This window comes from Methylobacterium sp. FW306-05-D, assembly GCF_058782155.1.
In genome coordinates this window covers 18,419-34,410 of the sequence record NZ_JBYSXL010000010.1, presented here as the reverse complement: position 1 = coordinate 34,410, position 15,992 = coordinate 18,419, and the positions used below count along the sequence as shown (strand labels likewise).

Annotated in this window: 14 protein-coding genes and 1 pseudogene; 11 read left to right on the top strand and 4 right to left on the bottom strand. The window is 69.4% G+C overall.

Translation table 11 applies throughout. The annotated features are described in order from the left end of the window. Positions 1–2,271 carry a xanthine dehydrogenase family protein molybdopterin-binding subunit gene (locus AC3WLN_RS06110; protein WP_492480168.1) on the top strand — a complete coding sequence of 757 codons (2,271 nt, stop codon included), beginning with the start codon at positions 1–3 and terminating at the stop codon, positions 2,269–2,271. A 53-nt stretch (positions 2,272–2,324) separates the two neighbouring features. Here the strand turns inward: AC3WLN_RS06110 and AC3WLN_RS06105 are convergent, their stop codons facing one another. Further along, entirely contained in the window at positions 2,325–2,957 is a 633-nt protein-coding gene (locus tag AC3WLN_RS06105) for a cupin domain-containing protein (protein WP_492480167.1), read from the bottom strand. A 107-nt stretch (positions 2,958–3,064) separates the two neighbouring features. Between AC3WLN_RS06105 and AC3WLN_RS06100 the strand changes: the two genes are divergently transcribed. From AC3WLN_RS06100 to AC3WLN_RS06080, 5 genes are all read left to right on the top strand, one after another. Beyond that, positions 3,065–3,463 carry a cupin domain-containing protein gene (locus AC3WLN_RS06100; protein ID WP_492480166.1) on the top strand — a complete coding sequence of 133 codons (399 nt, stop codon included), beginning with the start codon at positions 3,065–3,067 and terminating at the stop codon, positions 3,461–3,463. A 3-nt stretch (positions 3,464–3,466) separates the two neighbouring features. Beyond that, entirely contained in the window at positions 3,467–3,865 is a 399-nt protein-coding gene (locus tag AC3WLN_RS06095; protein ID WP_492480165.1) for a cupin domain-containing protein, read from the top strand. Between the two features lie 3 nt (positions 3,866–3,868). Beyond that, a complete protein-coding gene (locus AC3WLN_RS06090; RefSeq protein ID WP_492480164.1) occupies positions 3,869–4,711 on the top strand; it encodes a nitrilase-related carbon-nitrogen hydrolase in 843 nt (280 codons plus the stop codon). 71 nt (positions 4,712–4,782) lie between these two features. Then, positions 4,783–5,400, top strand: coding sequence for an SRPBCC family protein (locus AC3WLN_RS06085; RefSeq protein ID WP_492480163.1), 618 nt, complete (start codon positions 4,783–4,785; stop codon positions 5,398–5,400). Positions 5,401–5,514: 114 nt separating this feature from the next. Continuing rightward, positions 5,515–6,405, top strand: a complete 891-nt coding sequence (locus tag AC3WLN_RS06080) for a cyclase family protein (RefSeq protein WP_492480162.1) — start codon at positions 5,515–5,517, stop codon at positions 6,403–6,405. A 543-nt stretch (positions 6,406–6,948) separates the two neighbouring features. Here AC3WLN_RS06080 and AC3WLN_RS06075 read toward each other — a convergent pair. Both AC3WLN_RS06075 and AC3WLN_RS06070 read right to left on the bottom strand, forming a co-directional pair. Further along, a pseudogene (locus AC3WLN_RS06075) lies at positions 6,949–7,977 on the bottom strand (IS110 family RNA-guided transposase). Between the two features lie 243 nt (positions 7,978–8,220). Next, positions 8,221–9,618, bottom strand: coding sequence for an LLM class flavin-dependent oxidoreductase (locus AC3WLN_RS06070; RefSeq protein WP_492480161.1), 1,398 nt, complete (start codon positions 9,616–9,618; stop codon positions 8,221–8,223). 265 nt (positions 9,619–9,883) lie between these two features. Between AC3WLN_RS06070 and AC3WLN_RS06065 the strand changes: the two genes are divergently transcribed. From AC3WLN_RS06065 to AC3WLN_RS06045, 5 genes are all read left to right on the top strand, one after another. Continuing rightward, positions 9,884–11,101: an acyl-CoA dehydrogenase family protein gene (locus tag AC3WLN_RS06065; RefSeq protein ID WP_492480160.1), complete on the top strand. Its 1,218-nt coding sequence runs from the start codon at positions 9,884–9,886 to the stop codon at positions 11,099–11,101. A gap of 12 nt (positions 11,102–11,113) precedes the next feature. Further along, a complete protein-coding gene (locus tag AC3WLN_RS06060; protein ID WP_492480159.1) occupies positions 11,114–12,478 on the top strand; it encodes an LLM class flavin-dependent oxidoreductase in 1,365 nt (454 codons plus the stop codon). Positions 12,479–12,513: 35 nt separating this feature from the next. Beyond that, a complete protein-coding gene (locus tag AC3WLN_RS06055) occupies positions 12,514–13,518 on the top strand; it encodes an aliphatic sulfonate ABC transporter substrate-binding protein (protein ID WP_492480158.1) in 1,005 nt (334 codons plus the stop codon). Between the two features lie 71 nt (positions 13,519–13,589). Next, entirely contained in the window at positions 13,590–14,387 is a 798-nt protein-coding gene (locus AC3WLN_RS06050) for an ABC transporter permease (RefSeq protein ID WP_492480210.1), read from the top strand. Between the two features lie 22 nt (positions 14,388–14,409). Further along, the gene (locus tag AC3WLN_RS06045) at positions 14,410–15,165 is read left to right on the top strand and encodes an ABC transporter ATP-binding protein (protein ID WP_492480157.1); all 756 of its coding nucleotides are present in this window, start codon (positions 14,410–14,412) and stop codon (positions 15,163–15,165) included. A 10-nt stretch (positions 15,166–15,175) separates the two neighbouring features. On the opposite strand, the gene AC3WLN_RS06040 is transcribed toward AC3WLN_RS06045, so the two are convergent. Beyond that, on the bottom strand, positions 15,176–15,970 hold the full coding sequence (locus AC3WLN_RS06040; RefSeq protein ID WP_492480156.1) for a MetQ/NlpA family ABC transporter substrate-binding protein: 795 nt from the start codon (positions 15,968–15,970) through the stop codon (positions 15,176–15,178). Positions 15,971–15,992: the final 22 nt, after the last annotated feature.

Genomic DNA, 15,992 nt, shown 5'->3' with positions numbered 1-15,992 from the left:
ATGCACAGCATCGGCCGCCCCCTCAAGCGCCTGGAAGACCGCCCCCTGCTGACCGGCGCGGGTCGGTTCGCCGCGGATATCGCCTTGCCGGGTCAGGTAACGATGCGGGTCGTGCGCTCCCCCGTCGCCTTCGGCCGCATCCTCGACATCGATGCGAGCGCGGCCCTCGATTGCCCCGGCGTGATCGCCGTCTGGACCGCCGCCGACGTGGCCGGCCTACCGCCGATCGACTTCCGCATGACCAAGGTCGACGGCCTCGAACCCTACCGCCAGCCGGTCCTCGCCCGCGACTTCGTACGCTACGTCGGCGAGCCGGTGGCGGTGGTCTTCGCTGAGGACGCCTATGCAGCCGAGGACGCGGCCGACCTCGTCTTCTGCGAGATCGACGACATTACACCCCGCCTCGACGCCCTCGGGGAACCGGGCGAATTCGCTCCGGGCGCCTCCGCGCTGCTCACGGAGCCGGCGGTTCTACGCAAAGGGTACGGGGACATCGAGGCCGCCTTCGCGCGGGCCCATGCGGTAATCGACCTTGATGTCGCCATCGGCCGTCATTCCGGCATCCCGCTTGAGACCCGCGGGGCGGTGGCGATCCTCGACGAGGATGACGTGCTCACCCTGCACGGCGCCGCCAAAGTCGTACATTACAACCGGGACGCTATCGCGCGGATGCTCGGACGGGATCCCGCCAAGCTCCAGCTCAGCGAGGGCCATGTCGGCGGCGGTTTCGGTATCCGGGGCGAGATCTACCCGGAGGACGTTCTTGTCTGCGCGGCGGCGCTGCGCTTGCGGCGGCCCGTCCGCTGGATCGAGGACCGGCGCGAGCACATGATGGCCGCCAACCATTCCCGCGACCAGCGCCACAGGTTGCGGGCGGCTGTGGACGCGCGGGGCTTCATCCTCGGCCTCGACGTCTGCTTCTTCACCGATCAGGGTGCCTACATCCGCACCCACGGCGCGACGGTCTCGGACCTCGCCGCCGCCCTCCTGCCGGGGCCCTACATCGTCCCGGCCTATCAGGTAGAGGGGCATATCCGCCTCACCAACAAGACGCCGAGCGGCACCTACCGGGCGCCCGGCCGCTACGAGACAACCTTCGCCCGCGAGCGCTTGATCGACGCCATTGCCCACCGCCTCGGCCTCGATCCGGTCGCCGTGCGACGGGCGAACCTGATCCCCGAGGCGGCGATGCCCTTCGACCGGGGGATCGATGCGCTCGGCACGCACGTCGTCTACGATTCCGGCAAGTATCACGACCTCCTGGACCGCACCCTCGACCATCTTGGCTATCCGGCCCTGAAGGAGGCCGTCGCGGCACGGCGCGCCGACGGCGAGGCGGTCGGCCTCGGCCTTGCGTTCTTTGTGGAGAAGAGCGGCCTCGGGCCCCGCGACCTCGCGCGGGTCGGGATCGCGGCGGATGGCACGGTCCGGATCGTGACGGGTGCCTGTTCCATCGGTCAGGGCGTCGAGACCGCGATGGCGCAAATCTGCGCCGAGACGCTGGAGGTGCCGATCGACCGGATGACGGTGATCCACGGCCAGACCCGCGAGATCCCGATAGGCTTCGGCGCCTTCGCGTCGCGGGTGACGGTGATGACCGGCTCGGCCGTCAAGCTCGCCGCGGAGGACCTGCTCGGCCAGGCCCGCGGCATTGCCGGGCGCCTTCTCCAGGCCGACCCGGCGCTCCTCGCCTACCGCGACGGCGCCTTCATCCATCCCGAGACCGGCGCTTCGGTCAATCTCGGCGCCATCGCCGCCCAATCGGCCGAGCGGCTGACAGGCGAAGGGCTCTTCGAGACCAGCCATATGAACTACCCCTATGGGGTGCACGTGGCCCAGCTCCGCATCGACCGCGAGACCTACGGCGTGACGGTCGAGCGCTATCTGGTCGCCTACGACATCGGGCGGGCCATCAACCCGATGCTCGTCGAGGGACAGATCGTCGGCGCCGCCGTGCAGGGCATCGGCGGCGCGCTCCTGGAGGAGTTCGTCTACGACGCGGACGGCCAGCCCCTAGCGACCAGCTTCGCGGACTATCTGATGCCGACGATCCGCGAGGCGCCGCCCGTCGAAGTGCTTCTGCGCGAGGATGCGCCGAGCCCTCTCAATCCCCTCGGCGTGAAGGGGGCGGGCGAGGGAGGGCTCACCGCCGCGGGCGCCGCCATCGCCTCGGCCGTCGACGATGCCCTCGGGCGCCCCGGCCTCGTGTCCCGCCTGCCGATCGCGCCGAGCCTTCTCCATGGCGCCTTGGGAGCTTCGGCCGGCCGATGAGACCGCCGGAAGACATCCGAGCCGATGGCGGGCCGCAGGCCCAGATCGGCCCCTTACTGCTTGTCGATGTTGAACCACAGGGTGCGCACGACCGTCGTTCCGTGATTCCAGATGCGATGCGGCCGTTGCGACAGGTAGGAGATCAGGTCGCCCGGGGTGAGGATGTAGACCGCACCGTCGACCTCCACCGTAAGGCGCCCCTCCAGCACGTAGCCGTATTCGAAACCGGAATGCGTGACCGGGCGGTCGTTGCTGCCGGTGCGCGGCTGGTACTCATTCACGGCCACGGTGACGCCACGGGCGCGGTCGTCGCGCATCAGGCGGCGGATGACATGCTGCGCCGTCTCGATGGCGGGCGGCTCGCCCGCGCGCACGACGAGCTTCTCGTCCGGCGTCGGCTCGCTCGCGACGAGATCCGACATCGTGATGCCGAGCGCGCTCGCGATGACGACCAGGGAACCGATCGACGGCGAGGCCCGGCCTCGCTCCACGAGGCTCAGCATCGACGTACTCAGGCCGGACGCTGCGGCCAGCGACTGCAACGTCATATTGTGCGCGTTCCGGGCCTCCCGGATCCGCAGGCCGATCGTAGCGAGGGTCGCCGCAGTGCTTTCGGCGATCTCCGCCGCCGTCGTAACGGTAGGCTCGTCCAGCGGGCTTTCCAACTGCGAGGTGTCTGTTCTCATTCGTCTGGCCCCTTGGGATCAACCACCGCGAGCAGGCGTTTTCGCTTGCACGATTTTTATATATATGCAAAACATATTGAGTGAAATTAAAAATTGGAATAGCGGACATGATGTCGACGCCGGCGGAAGCGATCCGCGTCATAGACAGCGCAAGTGATTGTCATGAGATACCGATCGTTGCGAGCGGCGGCAATGCGCGAGTGGTGATGTGGCCGGGAAATGGTGCGGTCTACAGGACCTTCCACCTGATTTCCCTCGATCCCTCCGGTAAGACTATTCGACTTAAGCACCAGTCTGACAGCGTATACTATATCATAGCAGGCAGCGGAGCCGTCACAGATGTTGCGGCAGGCACGACCTCAGCGCTGACCGAGGGCGCGATGGTCCATATCGACCGCGGGGATACTTACTGTTTTGAAGCGGGCGATGCCAGTGAGATGCGTATCCTCGGCGGCCCGTGCCCGGCGGATCCCGAACTCTACGCGTCCCTTCGGGCTTCGAGGTAGGTCATGGCCATCCGAGTCTTCCACCGCGACACGCCTTCGCTGCGCCTTCCCCTCATCTCGAAGGATGCCCGCTTCATCGTCTGGCCTGGTAGTGGGGCGTGGGTCGCGAACATGAACTACGTGCGGCTGGAACCAGGCGAGGAGAACGTTCCGCACGTCCACGTCGAGTCGGAGGATACGATCTTCATCCTCGAAGGCGAAGGCACGATCCAGGACTACACGAACGATATCAGTCTTCCCTTCCATGCCGGATGCGCAGTCCATGTCCCCGTGGGTGTGAAGCACGCGGTGAAGGCGGACAAGGGGGTCGGCATTGTGAGCGTCGGCGGCCCCAGTCCGGCCGACGTAGCGCTCCTTCGGAAGGTTGGGGCCCTACCGCCGGACGCGCGGGGGCCGGGCTGAGCCATGAAGGTCGCCGTTGCGCAGATCACGGGCCGTATCGGGCACGTCGAGGCCAATCGGGCCGCCAGTCGCGTGGCCATCGAGGATGCGGCCGCGGCCGGTGCCGGGCTCGTCGTCCTGCCGGAACTCATCGTCTCTGGGTATACGGTCGACCCGGACGTACTCTGCGGGGCGGCCGAGCCGCTCCAGGGCGGCACACTGGAATTGTGGTCGGGCCTCGCACGACGACACGGCATCCACATCGCGGGCGGCTACTGCGAACGCGACGGCGACCGCCTCTTCAACAGCGCGATCCTCGTCGGTCCCGACGGACTGCGGATCCATTACCGCAAGCTCCACCTGTTCGACCGCGAGAAGGACGTCTTCACGCCCGGCGACAAGGGGTTGCCGGTCGCGGACACGCAGGTCGGCCGCATCGGGCTGTGTGTCTGCTACGACCTCCGGTTCGTCGAGGTGCTGCGCGGTCTGGCCCTGGCGGGCGCCGAGATCGCGGCGGTCCCGACCGCGTGGGTCGGGGGGTTCGATCGCATCCCGCGTCCGCCCGGTGCGATGATTGGCCAAGCTCAGGGCGCCGTGCTCCAGGCCAACCTCGACCAGATCTTCGTGGCCTGCGCCTCGCAGGCGGGCAGCGAGGCGGGGACACAGTTCCTGGGATCGTCCCTCATCGCCGATCCGTTCGGGACGATCTTGGCCGGACCTCTCGACGAGGATCGGCCATCGCTGATCGTCGCCGAGGTGGACGTGGCTCGGGTTCGCTCCGCTCAGGAGCGGTCGGAGCGGATCAGGCCGCGCGCCGACCGGCGGACCGATGTCTACGGACTTCGCGTCGGCTCGGAATTTTACTGAACCGTCCCGCAGGATCCCGGGACGCAGAGGGCGCCCTCCGGGTCGATCGGGTCATAGGATGGGGATGAGTCGTGAAGATCACGCAGGTATTCACTGTCGGACGCCCGCTCCCGGTCGTGTGGGACTTCTTCCACGACATTCCCCGTGTGGCCTCCTGTGTGCCGGGAGCGGAATATATAGAGCCGAAGGAGGAAGGACGGCACGCGGGCCGGGTCACGACCAAGGTCGGGCCGTTCCAGGCGAGCTTCGAGGGCGAGGCCGATGTTGCCTACGACGCCGCCGCCCATTCCGTCACGGCCAACGGCAAGGGTGTCGACCGCAAGGGTGCGAGCCGCGGCAAGCTGGCCATGACCTGCACCTGCGAGGCGGCCGGCGACGCGACGAAGGTCACCGTCGACGCCGATATCCAGCTTTCGGGGCCGATCGCGCAGTTCGGGCGGACCAGTCTCTTTAACGAAGTGGCCGGCGTCCTCATCCAGAGCTTCGTCCAGAATGCGGAGGCGCAACTGACCCAGCCCGCCCCCGCATCGCCTGCGTCGGGTGCATCGGAGCCCATGGCAACCGCATCGTCCGCCACAGCCATCCCGGCTGCCCCCAAGCCCGTAAGCGGCCTCTCCCTGCTTCTGGCTGCCCTCAAGGCGTGGCTCGGCTCCCTATTCCGTGGGAAGGAGACAGGCCGGAACGCCTGATCCAGCTCGGTTTAATTTTCAGCCTAATCCCCTTCGCCCGATCCGAGCGTCGATCCCCCCGGGATCGCGCCAGCGAAGCTTTGCCCGAGTGTTGTACCGAAGGAGTCATTTTCCATGAAGCTCGTTGACCTGTCGCATCTTATGAATGTTCACACGCCTGGATGGGTCGGTTACGCCGGCAACAAGATGTACTATGCGCAGAATTTGCAGACCAAGCAGATCGTCGCGCAGCGCATCGACACGGCCCTTCATGTCGGCACGCACATCGACGGCGCCATGCACGGCACCGACGGCATGGGCGACATGGCCTCCTATCCGCTCGACTTCCTCGTGGGGCCGGGTGCCGTGGTCGATGTGTCCCAGCACATGGACGACTGGGCCGTCATCACCCCCGAGATGATCGAGAGCGCTCCTGTCGAGGTGAAGGAGGGCGACATCCTGATCCTTCACACCGGCTGGCACCGCTACTGGGAGGGCAAGCCGCAGCAGGATCTCGTTCGCTACTTCTGCATGCACCCCGGCGGCAAGATCGAGCTGCTCGAATGGATGTTGAAGAAGAAGATCAAGTGGTTCGGCATCGATTGCGGCTCGGGCGACCACGCCATGAACACGTCGATCCGGCACATGCGTCCCGACCTGGCCAAGCGCTTCGAGCAAAAGGTCGGCATGACCTGCGACCAGTTCTTCGGCGATTACAGCTACACCCACAAGCGGTCGGGGCGCGCCGTCACCGAGGAAATCTTCCCCTTCCACGCCTACGCTTTCCAGGAGGGTTTGATTCACGCCGAGAACGTCGGCGGCGATATCGAACTGATGCTGAATAAGCGCTCCATCATCGGCGCCTTCCCCTGGCGCTATGACGGACTGGAAGCCTGCCCCTGCCGGATCGTCTGCTTCGAGGGCATGGATGAAGCGGTAGAGGCTGTCGGCGACGCGGCGAAGGCAGTGCTCGGTCCGCGCAGCATCGCCGCTGGGCTCATGAGCGGAGGGCCGGACGGCCGCTGAGACTCGACGGGTGCCCGGCTCGTGCGTCGCGCAGAGCCGGGCAAGAGCGCCGGAGGCTGCCATGCATTCATTCATCAGACTAGCTGCTCGCTCATTCGCACTTTTCCGGCGATCTGCAGCTTCAAATTCTATATTTGATGAAGACTGCACGACGATACTATAGATTAATTTTCATATTAGGCGTCTACATAATGTAAAATTGTGACATTTTCGTTTCTATGATACGGCTCTTAATAGCAAAATATTCCGGGCGCAAACGATTGCAGCGATCTGCTCGACAACGTCTTGTGTGGATGGTTCCCGCATTGCAAGTGGTGAATTGAGGTTCTGACGCGTTGGTCGGGTGCAGTCTTGTGTCCGGCCTGTTGATGCAGTCGTACAGGGTGACCGCTTGCCCTGATGGTATCCGCGAGCTGGGTCCCACTCTGCTTTGCGGGCTCTGACGCCCTAGACATTCAGCGGGGTGTCCCAGCTCCCGGTCTGACCGGTTCGCCATCAACTCGCATCGTCCTCGCAACCTGGAAAAACCTCCGCGTCGTGCTGTCAGGCGGCCGTAGCCACGGGTGCGCGGTAGGTGCCGCCGCGGGTCATGATCGCCCAGGCGACCCGTGCGGTGCGGTTGGCTGCCGCAACGGTCACCACGCGGACCGGCTTGCGCTGGAGCAGCGCCGGCAACCGTGGGTCGACCGATTTCGGCGTCGCCTTCGCGCGGCGGACCAGAGAGGTCATGCCGACCACGAGCAGGCGGCGCAGATAGCGGTCGCCCCTGCGCGAGATCCGACCCAGGCGTTCCTTGCCGCCATTGCAGTTCTGCAGCGGTGTCAGCCCCAACGAGGCTGCGAACTGCCGACCGGAGCGGAAGCGCTCGGGCTCGCTCACTGAGGCTGCCAGCGCCGTTGCCGAGACGATGCCGACACCGGGGATCGTCGCCAGGCGCTGCGACAGGTCGCTGTCCCGATGCCAGGCCAACAACTCCTTCTCCAGCCGGGTGAGTTGGAGCTGCAAGGCGCCGATCTGATCGGCCAGTCCGGTCACCACGCGCTGGGCCAGGGACGGTACCTCGGCCGCGTCTCCGGCCGAGAACCGGGCTGCCAGTGCGAGCGCATGGCGTAGACCACGCGCCATCTCGATTCCGAACTCGGCAAGCAGGCCGCGGATCATGTTCACCAACTGCGTGCGTTGCTTGACCAGCAGATCGCGCGTCCGGTGCAGCGCCAGCGCCGCCTGCTGCTCGGTCGACTTCACCGGCACGAAGCGCATGCTGGGGCGCGTCACCGCCTCGCAGATGGCGGCGGCATCGTTCGCATCGGTCTAACCGCGCTTGACGTATGGCTTCACGTAAGCCGGCGGCATCAGCCGCACGTCATGGCCGAGCCTCATCAATTCCCGGGCCCAATGGTGGGACGTTCCGCACGCCTCCATGCCGACGAGGCATCGCGGCAGCTTGGCGAAGAACGGCACGACCTGCGGCCGCCTCAGCGCCCTGCGAACGACGACGTGCCCAGCTGCGCCAACGGCATGAACCTGGAAGATGCTTTTGGCCAGATCGATGCCGACGGTAGTGATCTCCATGGGGATGGCTCCTACATCTGCGTCGCTGCGACTTCGACAGCAATCACATCTTGGCACCGAGATGCCGTCAGTTGGAGCGGGAGCCATCCACTTCATCTGCTTCGCGGCCGCTTGGCCGGCGATGACCTCCGGCTGAGTCGGGGGGTCTTCGGATTGTCGGCTTTCGGGTAGCGAAGTGGGAAGGGGACGTGCTCCGGAGACACCGCGCGGTGGCTCGCAGCACGCGAGACGCCTCCGCCCTTCTCATGACGCGGCCAGCAAGGCCTCCGGCTTCCCTCGGCGGAAGCCCGCGCCGGGATGGCTCGCCTTGAGGAGCGGCCCGGTGCCCGGGAACAGCTTCTCGCGCAGCGTGCCCTCCGCGTAGCGGGTCTTGAAGGCGCCGCGCGTCTGGAGTTCCGGGACGACGAGGTCGACGAAGGCTTCCAGGGTTTCGGGCGCCACCGCGCGGGTCAGGTTGAAGCCGTCGGCGTCGGTGGCCTCGGCCCAGGCGACGAGTTCGTCGGCGACCTCGGAGGGCGCGCCGACGATGAAGGGCGCGCGGGCGCCGCGCGGGCCGAACTCCGCGAAGTCGGCTCGGGTGAAGGGCCGCTCGCCGCCTTGCGTCAAGTTCTCCACCAGGGACTGCATGGCGTTGGTCTTGACGTAGGCCAGGGCCTCGTCGGGACCCAGGGCCGACAGGTCGATGCCGGTCCAGCCCGAGACCAGGGCGAGCTGACCCTCGACGTCGATGTAGCGCGCATATTCGTCGCGCAAGGACAGGGCCTCGGCGCGGGTCGGCGCCACGATCACCGTGGCGCCGAGGAACATGCGGATGTCGTAAGGGTCGCGCCCGGCGGCGCGGGCCGCCTCGCGCAGGTCGCGCACGGCCTTGGCGGCCAGGGGCTTCGTCTGGCCGTTGAGGAAGACGGCCTCGGCGTGGCGCCCCGCGAAACGCTTGCCCCGCCGGGAGGTGCCCGCCTGATAGAGCACCGGCGTGCGCTGGGGCGAGGGCTCGGCGAGGTGGCGGCCGTCGACGCGGTAGTACGGCCCGTCGTGCCGGATGCGGTGGACCCGGGCCGGGTCGGTGAAGACGCCGCCGGCCCGGTCGCGCCGCACGGCGCCCACCTCCCAGCTGCCCTCCCACAGCTTGTAGGCGGCCTCCAGGAAGTCGTCCCCCGCCTCGTAGCGGGTGTCGTGCGCCCGGGCCGTGTCCTGGCCCATGCCGCGGGCGCCGCTCTCGAGGTAGCCGGTGACGATGTTCCAGCCGACCCGGCCGCCGGTGAGGTGATCGAGGGTCGTGATCCGCCGGGCGAAGGGATAGGGGTGCTCGTAGGTCAGGTTGGCGGTGACGCCGAAGCCGAGATGGCGGGTCGCCTGCGCCATGGCGGGCACCACCAGGAACGGATCGAGGTTCGGCGCCTGGGCGGCCCGTGCCAGGGCCGCGTCGGCGGTGCCGCCGTAGACGTCGTACTGCCCGAGCACGTCGGCGAGGAAGATTCCGTCGAAGAGGCCGCGCTCGGCGGTCCGCGCGAGGTCCACCCAGTAGTTGAGGCTGTTGTAGGCGCTGCCCGTGTCGCGCGGGTGCCGCCACAGGCCGGCCCAGGTGTGGCCCGGCGAGGCCATCTGGAAGGCGTTCAGCCGCAGTTCTCGGCGCGTCGTCATCGAAGGATCCGTCCTGGAGGGGGCGAAGGTCAGGGTATTGGCCCGGGTCTTCCGGTCAACAAGAACCTTCTTTTTCTCCTGGCCTTCGCAGGAGTAGGATCGTTCATCCATAGATGATCTCAGAGATAGACGTCCCAAACTCGCGTGATATCGCGGTCATTCTGGCATGAAGACTTGAGTTTCGAGCGATAATGCCGGATTCCAACGGCTGCTGTCGCGCCTGTTCCGCCGGTTCGAGCGCGGCCCAGGACGGGATTGCAGGATCATGTCGCAGACGGATGCGGGCTGGGGTGCCGGCCCGAGCGCCCGCTACGAAGACCTCGCCGCGCGCTTTCGACCGGCCTTCGCCGAGATCCGCGCCACCGCCGTGGCGCGGGACGGCGCGCGTCGCCTGCCGCATGCCGAGATCGGCTGGCTCAAGGAGGCGGGCTTCACCACCCTCCGCCTGCCGGAGGCGGCGGGCGGGCACGGGGCGAGCCTGCCCGAGCTGTTCAACCTGCTGATCGAGCTGTCGCAGGGGGATTCGAACGTCACCAACGCGCTGCGCGCCCATTTCGGCTTCACCGAGGACGTGTTGTGCTCGAGCTCGCCCGAATGGCAGGCGCGCTGGACCGCGCGGATCGCCGCCGGCGAGACCATCGGCAGCGGCGTCTCCGAGACCGGGGAGGCCAAGGTCGGCCGGTTCGACACCATCCTGCGCCGGCGCGGGGCCGAGCGGGTCGTCGACGGCCGGAAGTTCTACACCACCGGCTCGCTCTTCGCCGACTGGATCCACCTCTCGGCCCAGGACGAGGACGGCGCCCCCGTGGTCGCGGCGGTCTCGACCCGGGCCCCGGGCGTGGAGATCGTCGACGACTGGGACGGATTCGGGCAGGCGCTGACGGCGAGCGGCACCGCGCATTTCACCGGGGTCGTGGTCGAGCCCGACTGGATCAAGCCGGACCCGGCGCGCTTCCCCTACGCCATGGCGTTCTTCCAGCTCGTGCATCTGGCGACGCTGGCCGGCATCGGCCGGGCCGCGGCCGAGGACGTCGCCCGGCTGGTGGCCGAGCGCCGGCGCGTCTACAGCCACGGCAATGCCGGGCGCACGGCGGACGACCCGCAGGTCCAGGCCGTGGTCGGCCGTGTCCGGGGCAACGCCTACGCGGCCGGCGCCATCGTGCTGAAGGCGGCCGAGGCGCTGCAGCGGGTGTTCGAGGCCCGCCGCGCCGGGGCCGATGCGACGGGCCCGGCGGCGCTCGCGGATGTCGAGGTCAACCAGGCGGTCACGGTGGTGACGAACCTCGTGCTGGAGGCGACCACCGGCCTGTTCGACGCGCTGGGCGCATCGGCGGTGAAGGAGGGTCTCGGCCTTGACCGCTACTGGCGCAACGCGCGCACCATCGCCTCGCACAATCCGCGGATCTACCGCGACCGCATCGTCGGGGCCTTCGCGGTCAACGGGACCGCGCCGCCGCGCGAGTACCGCGTCGGTTCGGCCTGAGGGCGGCCCGCGATGCCGGCCCGCTCCGACCGCATGCGCCTCGGCGCCTTCCTGTATCCCGGCGGGCACCACGTCGCGGCGTGGCGCCACCCGTCCGCCCAGGCCGATGCCGGGGTCAACGCCGCCCATTACCGGCGGATCGCCAGGACGGCGGAGGCGGCGAAGTTCGACCTGATCTTCCTCGCCGACGGCGTCGCGGTCCGGGGCGAGGACATCGACGCCCTCAGCCGCACGGCGATCCGCTACGTCGGGCAGTTCGAGCCCCTGACCCTGCTCTCCCACCTCGCGGCGGTCACCGAGCGGATCGGCCTCGTGGCCACCGCCTCCACCACCTACAACGAGCCCTTCCACGTCGCCCGCAAGTTCGCCTCCCTCGATCACCTCAGCGAGGGCCGGGCCGGCTGGAACCTCGTGACCTCCGCCGATCCGCGCGAGGCCTGGAACTTCAGCCGCGAGAGCCACCTCGCCCATGCCCACCGCTACGCCCGGGCGGAGGAGTTCGTCGACGTGGTCCGGGGCCTGTGGGATTCCTACGCGGACGACGCCTTCGTGCGCGACCGGGACTCGGGCCGGTTCTTCGACCCGGACCGGCTGCATCTCCTCGCCCACGAGGGCGCGCACTTCTCGGTGCGCGGGCCCCTCAACGTGCCGCGCCCGCCGCAGGGCCACCCGGTCGTGGTGCAGGCCGGCTCCTCCGAGGCCGGCAAGGCGCTGGCCGCCCGCACCGCCGAGATCGTCTTCACAGCGCAAGTGACCCTGGCGGACGCGACCGCCTTCTACGCCGACGTGAAGGGCCGCATGGCCGGCTTCGGGCGCGACCCGGATCACCTCAAGATCATGCCCGGCGCCTTCCCGGTCGTGGGGCGCACGGAGGGCGAGGCCCAGGACCGCTACGGGGAATTGCAGGATCTGATCCACCCCGTGGTCGGCAGATCGCTCCTCGAACAGCTCGCCGGCGCCGACCTGTCGGCCTATCCGGACGAGGCCCCGGTGCCGGACCTGCCCGAGACCGAGGGCGGCAAGAGCCGGCAGGCCCTGATGCTGACGCTGGCCCGGCGCGAGGGTCTGACCATCCGCGAGCTTTATCTGCGCATCGCCGGCGCCCGCGGGCACTGGACCCTGGTCGGCACCCCGGACCGGATCGCCGACGCGCTGCAGGAGCGCTTCGAGGCCCACGGCGCGGATGGCTTCAACATCATGCCGCCGACGCTGCCCGGCGGCCTCGACGACTTCGCCACCCTGGTGATCCCCGAGCTCCAGCGCCGCGGCCTGTTCCGCACGGACTACGAGGGCCGCACCCTGCGCGAAAACCTCGGCTTGCCGCGGCCGCCCCATCGCCATCCCGCCAGCGCGATCCGGGCGCCGACCGCCCCGTGATCCCTTCCTCCTTCCCGCACCAGGACCTTAAGCCCATGACGATCCGACTGCGCCGCCGCCACGCCTCTCCCACCCGCCGCATCCTCCTCGCCCTCGCCTGCGCGGCCCTGCTGCCGCTGGGCGCGGCCCGGCGGAGCGAGGCCGCCGAGGTGACGGAGGTTCGCCTCGACTGGGCGACCTACAACCCGGTCAGCCTCGTCCTGAAGGAGAAGGGCTTCCTCGAATCCGCCCTGAAGGAGCGGGGCATCGCCGTGCGCTGGACGCAGTCGCTCGGCTCGAACAAGGCGCTGGAATTCCTGAACGGCGGGGCCATCGACGTCGGTTCCTCGGCCGGCGCCGCTGCGCTGCTGGCGCGCCTCAACGGCAATCCGGTCAAGGCGATCTACGCCTACTCGCAGCCGGAATGGACCGCCCTGGTGACCACGAAGGACAGCGGCATCCGGACGCCCGCGGACCTCAAGGGCAAGCGGATCGCGGTGACCCGGGGCACCGATCCGCACATCTTCCTCATCCGCGCCCTGCAGGGCGCCGGGCTCACCGAGAAGGACGCCAAGCTCGTCCTGCTCCAGCACGCCGACGGCCGCACCGCCCTGGAGCGCGGCGACGTCGACGCCTGGGCCGGCCTCGACCCGATGATGGCGGCCTCCGAGATCGAGGGCGGCACCCGCCTGTTCTTCCGGGACCCGGCCGCCAACACCTGGGGCGTCCTCGACGTGCGCGAGGATTTCGCCAAGGCCCATCCGGACCTCGTCCGCATCGTCATCGCCGCCTACGAGCAGGCGCGCACCTACGCGATCGCCAACCCGGAGGCCGTCACGCGCGCCCTCGTGGCCGCGACCAAGCTGCCCGAGGCCGTGATCGCTCGCCAGCTCGCCCGCACCGACCTGAGCCGGCCCGAGATCGGCCGGGTCCAGGCCGAGAGCATCCGGGCGGCGGGTGTCGCGCTCCAGCAGGCCGGCGTGATCCCGGCGCAGACCGACGTGGCGGCGGCCGTCGACGGGCTGATCGATCCCCGCTTCACCGCCGGGTCCGAGCGGTGAGCGCGGGCGCCGCGTCGCCGCTCCTCGCGTCCGGCACGGGAGGCGACGGCGCCGCTCGGGCAACGGCCGGGCTGAACCGGTCCTGGCGACGGGGTGCCGGGCGCGCGGGCGGCCGGCTCGTCCTCGGAATCCTGATCCCCCTGGCCCTCGCCCTGGGCTGGGAGCTCGCCATCCGGTCGGGCCTCGCCCAGGGGCGGCTGCTACCGCCGCCGAGCCGGGTCCTCGGCACGCTGCTGGCGCTGGCCCAGACCGGCGACCTCCGCCTGCACGTCCAGGCGACGCTGCTGCGCGTCGCCCTCGGCTTCGTGGCCGGCGCCGGGGCGGGCATCCTCGTGGGCGCCCTCACCGGCACGCTGCCGCTGGCCCGGCACCTCCTCGACCCCAGCCTGCAGGCCCTGCGGGCGGTGCCCTCGCTCGCCTGGGTGCCGCTCTTCATCCTGTGGCTCGGCATCCTCGAGACGCCGAAGGTGGTGCTGATCGCCGTCGGGGTGTTCTTCCCGGTCTATGTCGGGGTCTCCGGCGCGATCGCGTCGGTGGATCGCAAGCTCGTGGAGGTCGGGCGCATCTTCCGCCTGTCGCGCCTCGCGCTCGCCCGCCGCATCCTCCTGCCGGCGGTCTTGCCCGGCACCCTGGTGGCGCTCCGCACCGGCCTCGGGCTCGGCTTCCTGTTCGTGGTCGCGGCCGAGCTGATGGGGGCCTCGGAGGGGCTCGGCTACCTCCTGGTGGACGGCCAGCAATTCGGCAAGCCGGACCAGATCCTGGCCGCCATCCTGGCCTTCGCCGTGCTGGGCAAGCTCGCCGACGGCCTCCTCGTCCTGGCGACCCGCCCGCTGCTGCGCTGGCAGGATGTCGGCCGCGGCGTCCTCTAGAGTGTTCTTCCGGACCGACCACATGCTGACGATCCAGGACCTCTCGAAGACCTACGCGGACGGGACGCGGGCGCTCTCCGGCCTGACCCTCTCCCTCGCGCCGGGCGAGATCGTCGCCGTGTTGGGCGGCTCGGGCTGCGGCAAGACCACCCTCCTGCGCCTCGTGGCGGGCCTCGACACCGCGACGGCGGGTTCCATCCGACTCGACGGCGCCACCATCGACGGCCCGCATCCCGGCCTCGGCCTCGTCTTCCAGGAGCCGCGCCTGCTGCCCTGGCTCAGCATCGCCGAGAATGTCGGGTTCGGCCTCGCCGACCGGCCGGCGGCCGAGCGCCGGGCCCGGGTGGCCCGCGCCCTCGCCCGCGTCGGTCTCGCCGACCATGCGGGGCGCTGGCCGCGCGAGCTCTCCGGCGGCCAGCAGCAGCGCGTCGCCATCGCCCGGGCCTTCGTGGCCGACCCCCGGGTCCTGCTGCTGGACGAGCCCTTCTCGGCCCTCGACGCCGTCACGCGCGAGGACCTGCACCGCCACCTGCTGGCCCTCTGGGCCGAGACCCGCCCGACCATCCTCCTCGTCACCCACGACGTCGCCGAGGCCGCCGCCCTGGCGGACCGGGTCGTGGTCATGCGCCCCCATCCCGGCCGCATTCACGAGACGGTCGCGCTCGATGCGCCTCGCTCCGGGGACGCGGCGGCCCAGGATCGGACCGCACGCACCCTACGGGCCCTGCTGGACCAGTCCCTCGCCGCGCCCCCGCGTCCGGTGGCGCAGACCGCCTGACCGGCGCGGCCTACCAGCTCGTGAGCACCGCCCCGCCGAAGGTCGTCTCCACGAAGGCCTTGGTCTCGGGCGTGCGGTAGCTCTCCACCAGGGCCTTGACCCAGGGCTTGTCCTTGTCGGCCTCGCGCACCGCCAGCATGTTCACGTAAGGCCCCTTCGGCTCCTCCTTCAGGAGCGCGTCGGAGGGCTTGAGGCCGGCGGGCGTCGCGTAGTTGGTGTTGACCGCCGCGGCGTCCACGTCGTCGAGGGCGCGGGGCGTCTGGGCCGCATCCACCTCGATGAAGCGGAGCCTGCGCGGATTCTCGACGATGTCGGCCACCGTCGGCGTGAACCCGGTGCCGGGGCCCAGCTTGATCACGCCCTTGTCCTGCAGGAGGAGCAGTGAGCGCCCGCCATTGGTCGGGTCGTTCTGGATCGCCACGGTGCCGCCGTTCGGCACCGCGTCGAAGCTCCTGTGGCGCTTCGAATAGATCCCGAGGGGGAAGTTCACCGTGAGGCCGACGCCGGTGATCCGGTAGCCTCGGTCGGCCTTCTGGTTGTCGAGGAAGGGCTGGTTCTGGAACGAGTTCGCCTCGATCTCGCCGGCCGCGAGGGCCTCGTTCGGCACCACGTAGTCGGAGAACTCGATGATCTGGAGGTCGAGCCCCCGCTTGGCCGCGAGCGGCTTCACCGCCTCGAGGATCTGCGCGTGCGGCCCCGGCGTCGCCCCGATGCGCACCCGCGTCAGGGCCTCGGCCGTGGCCGGACCCGACAGGAGCGGGGCGGAGGCGGCGAGGAGGGCGGCGAGGGTCAGGGCGCGCAGCATGGCGGATCGTCCGGGTTGGCGG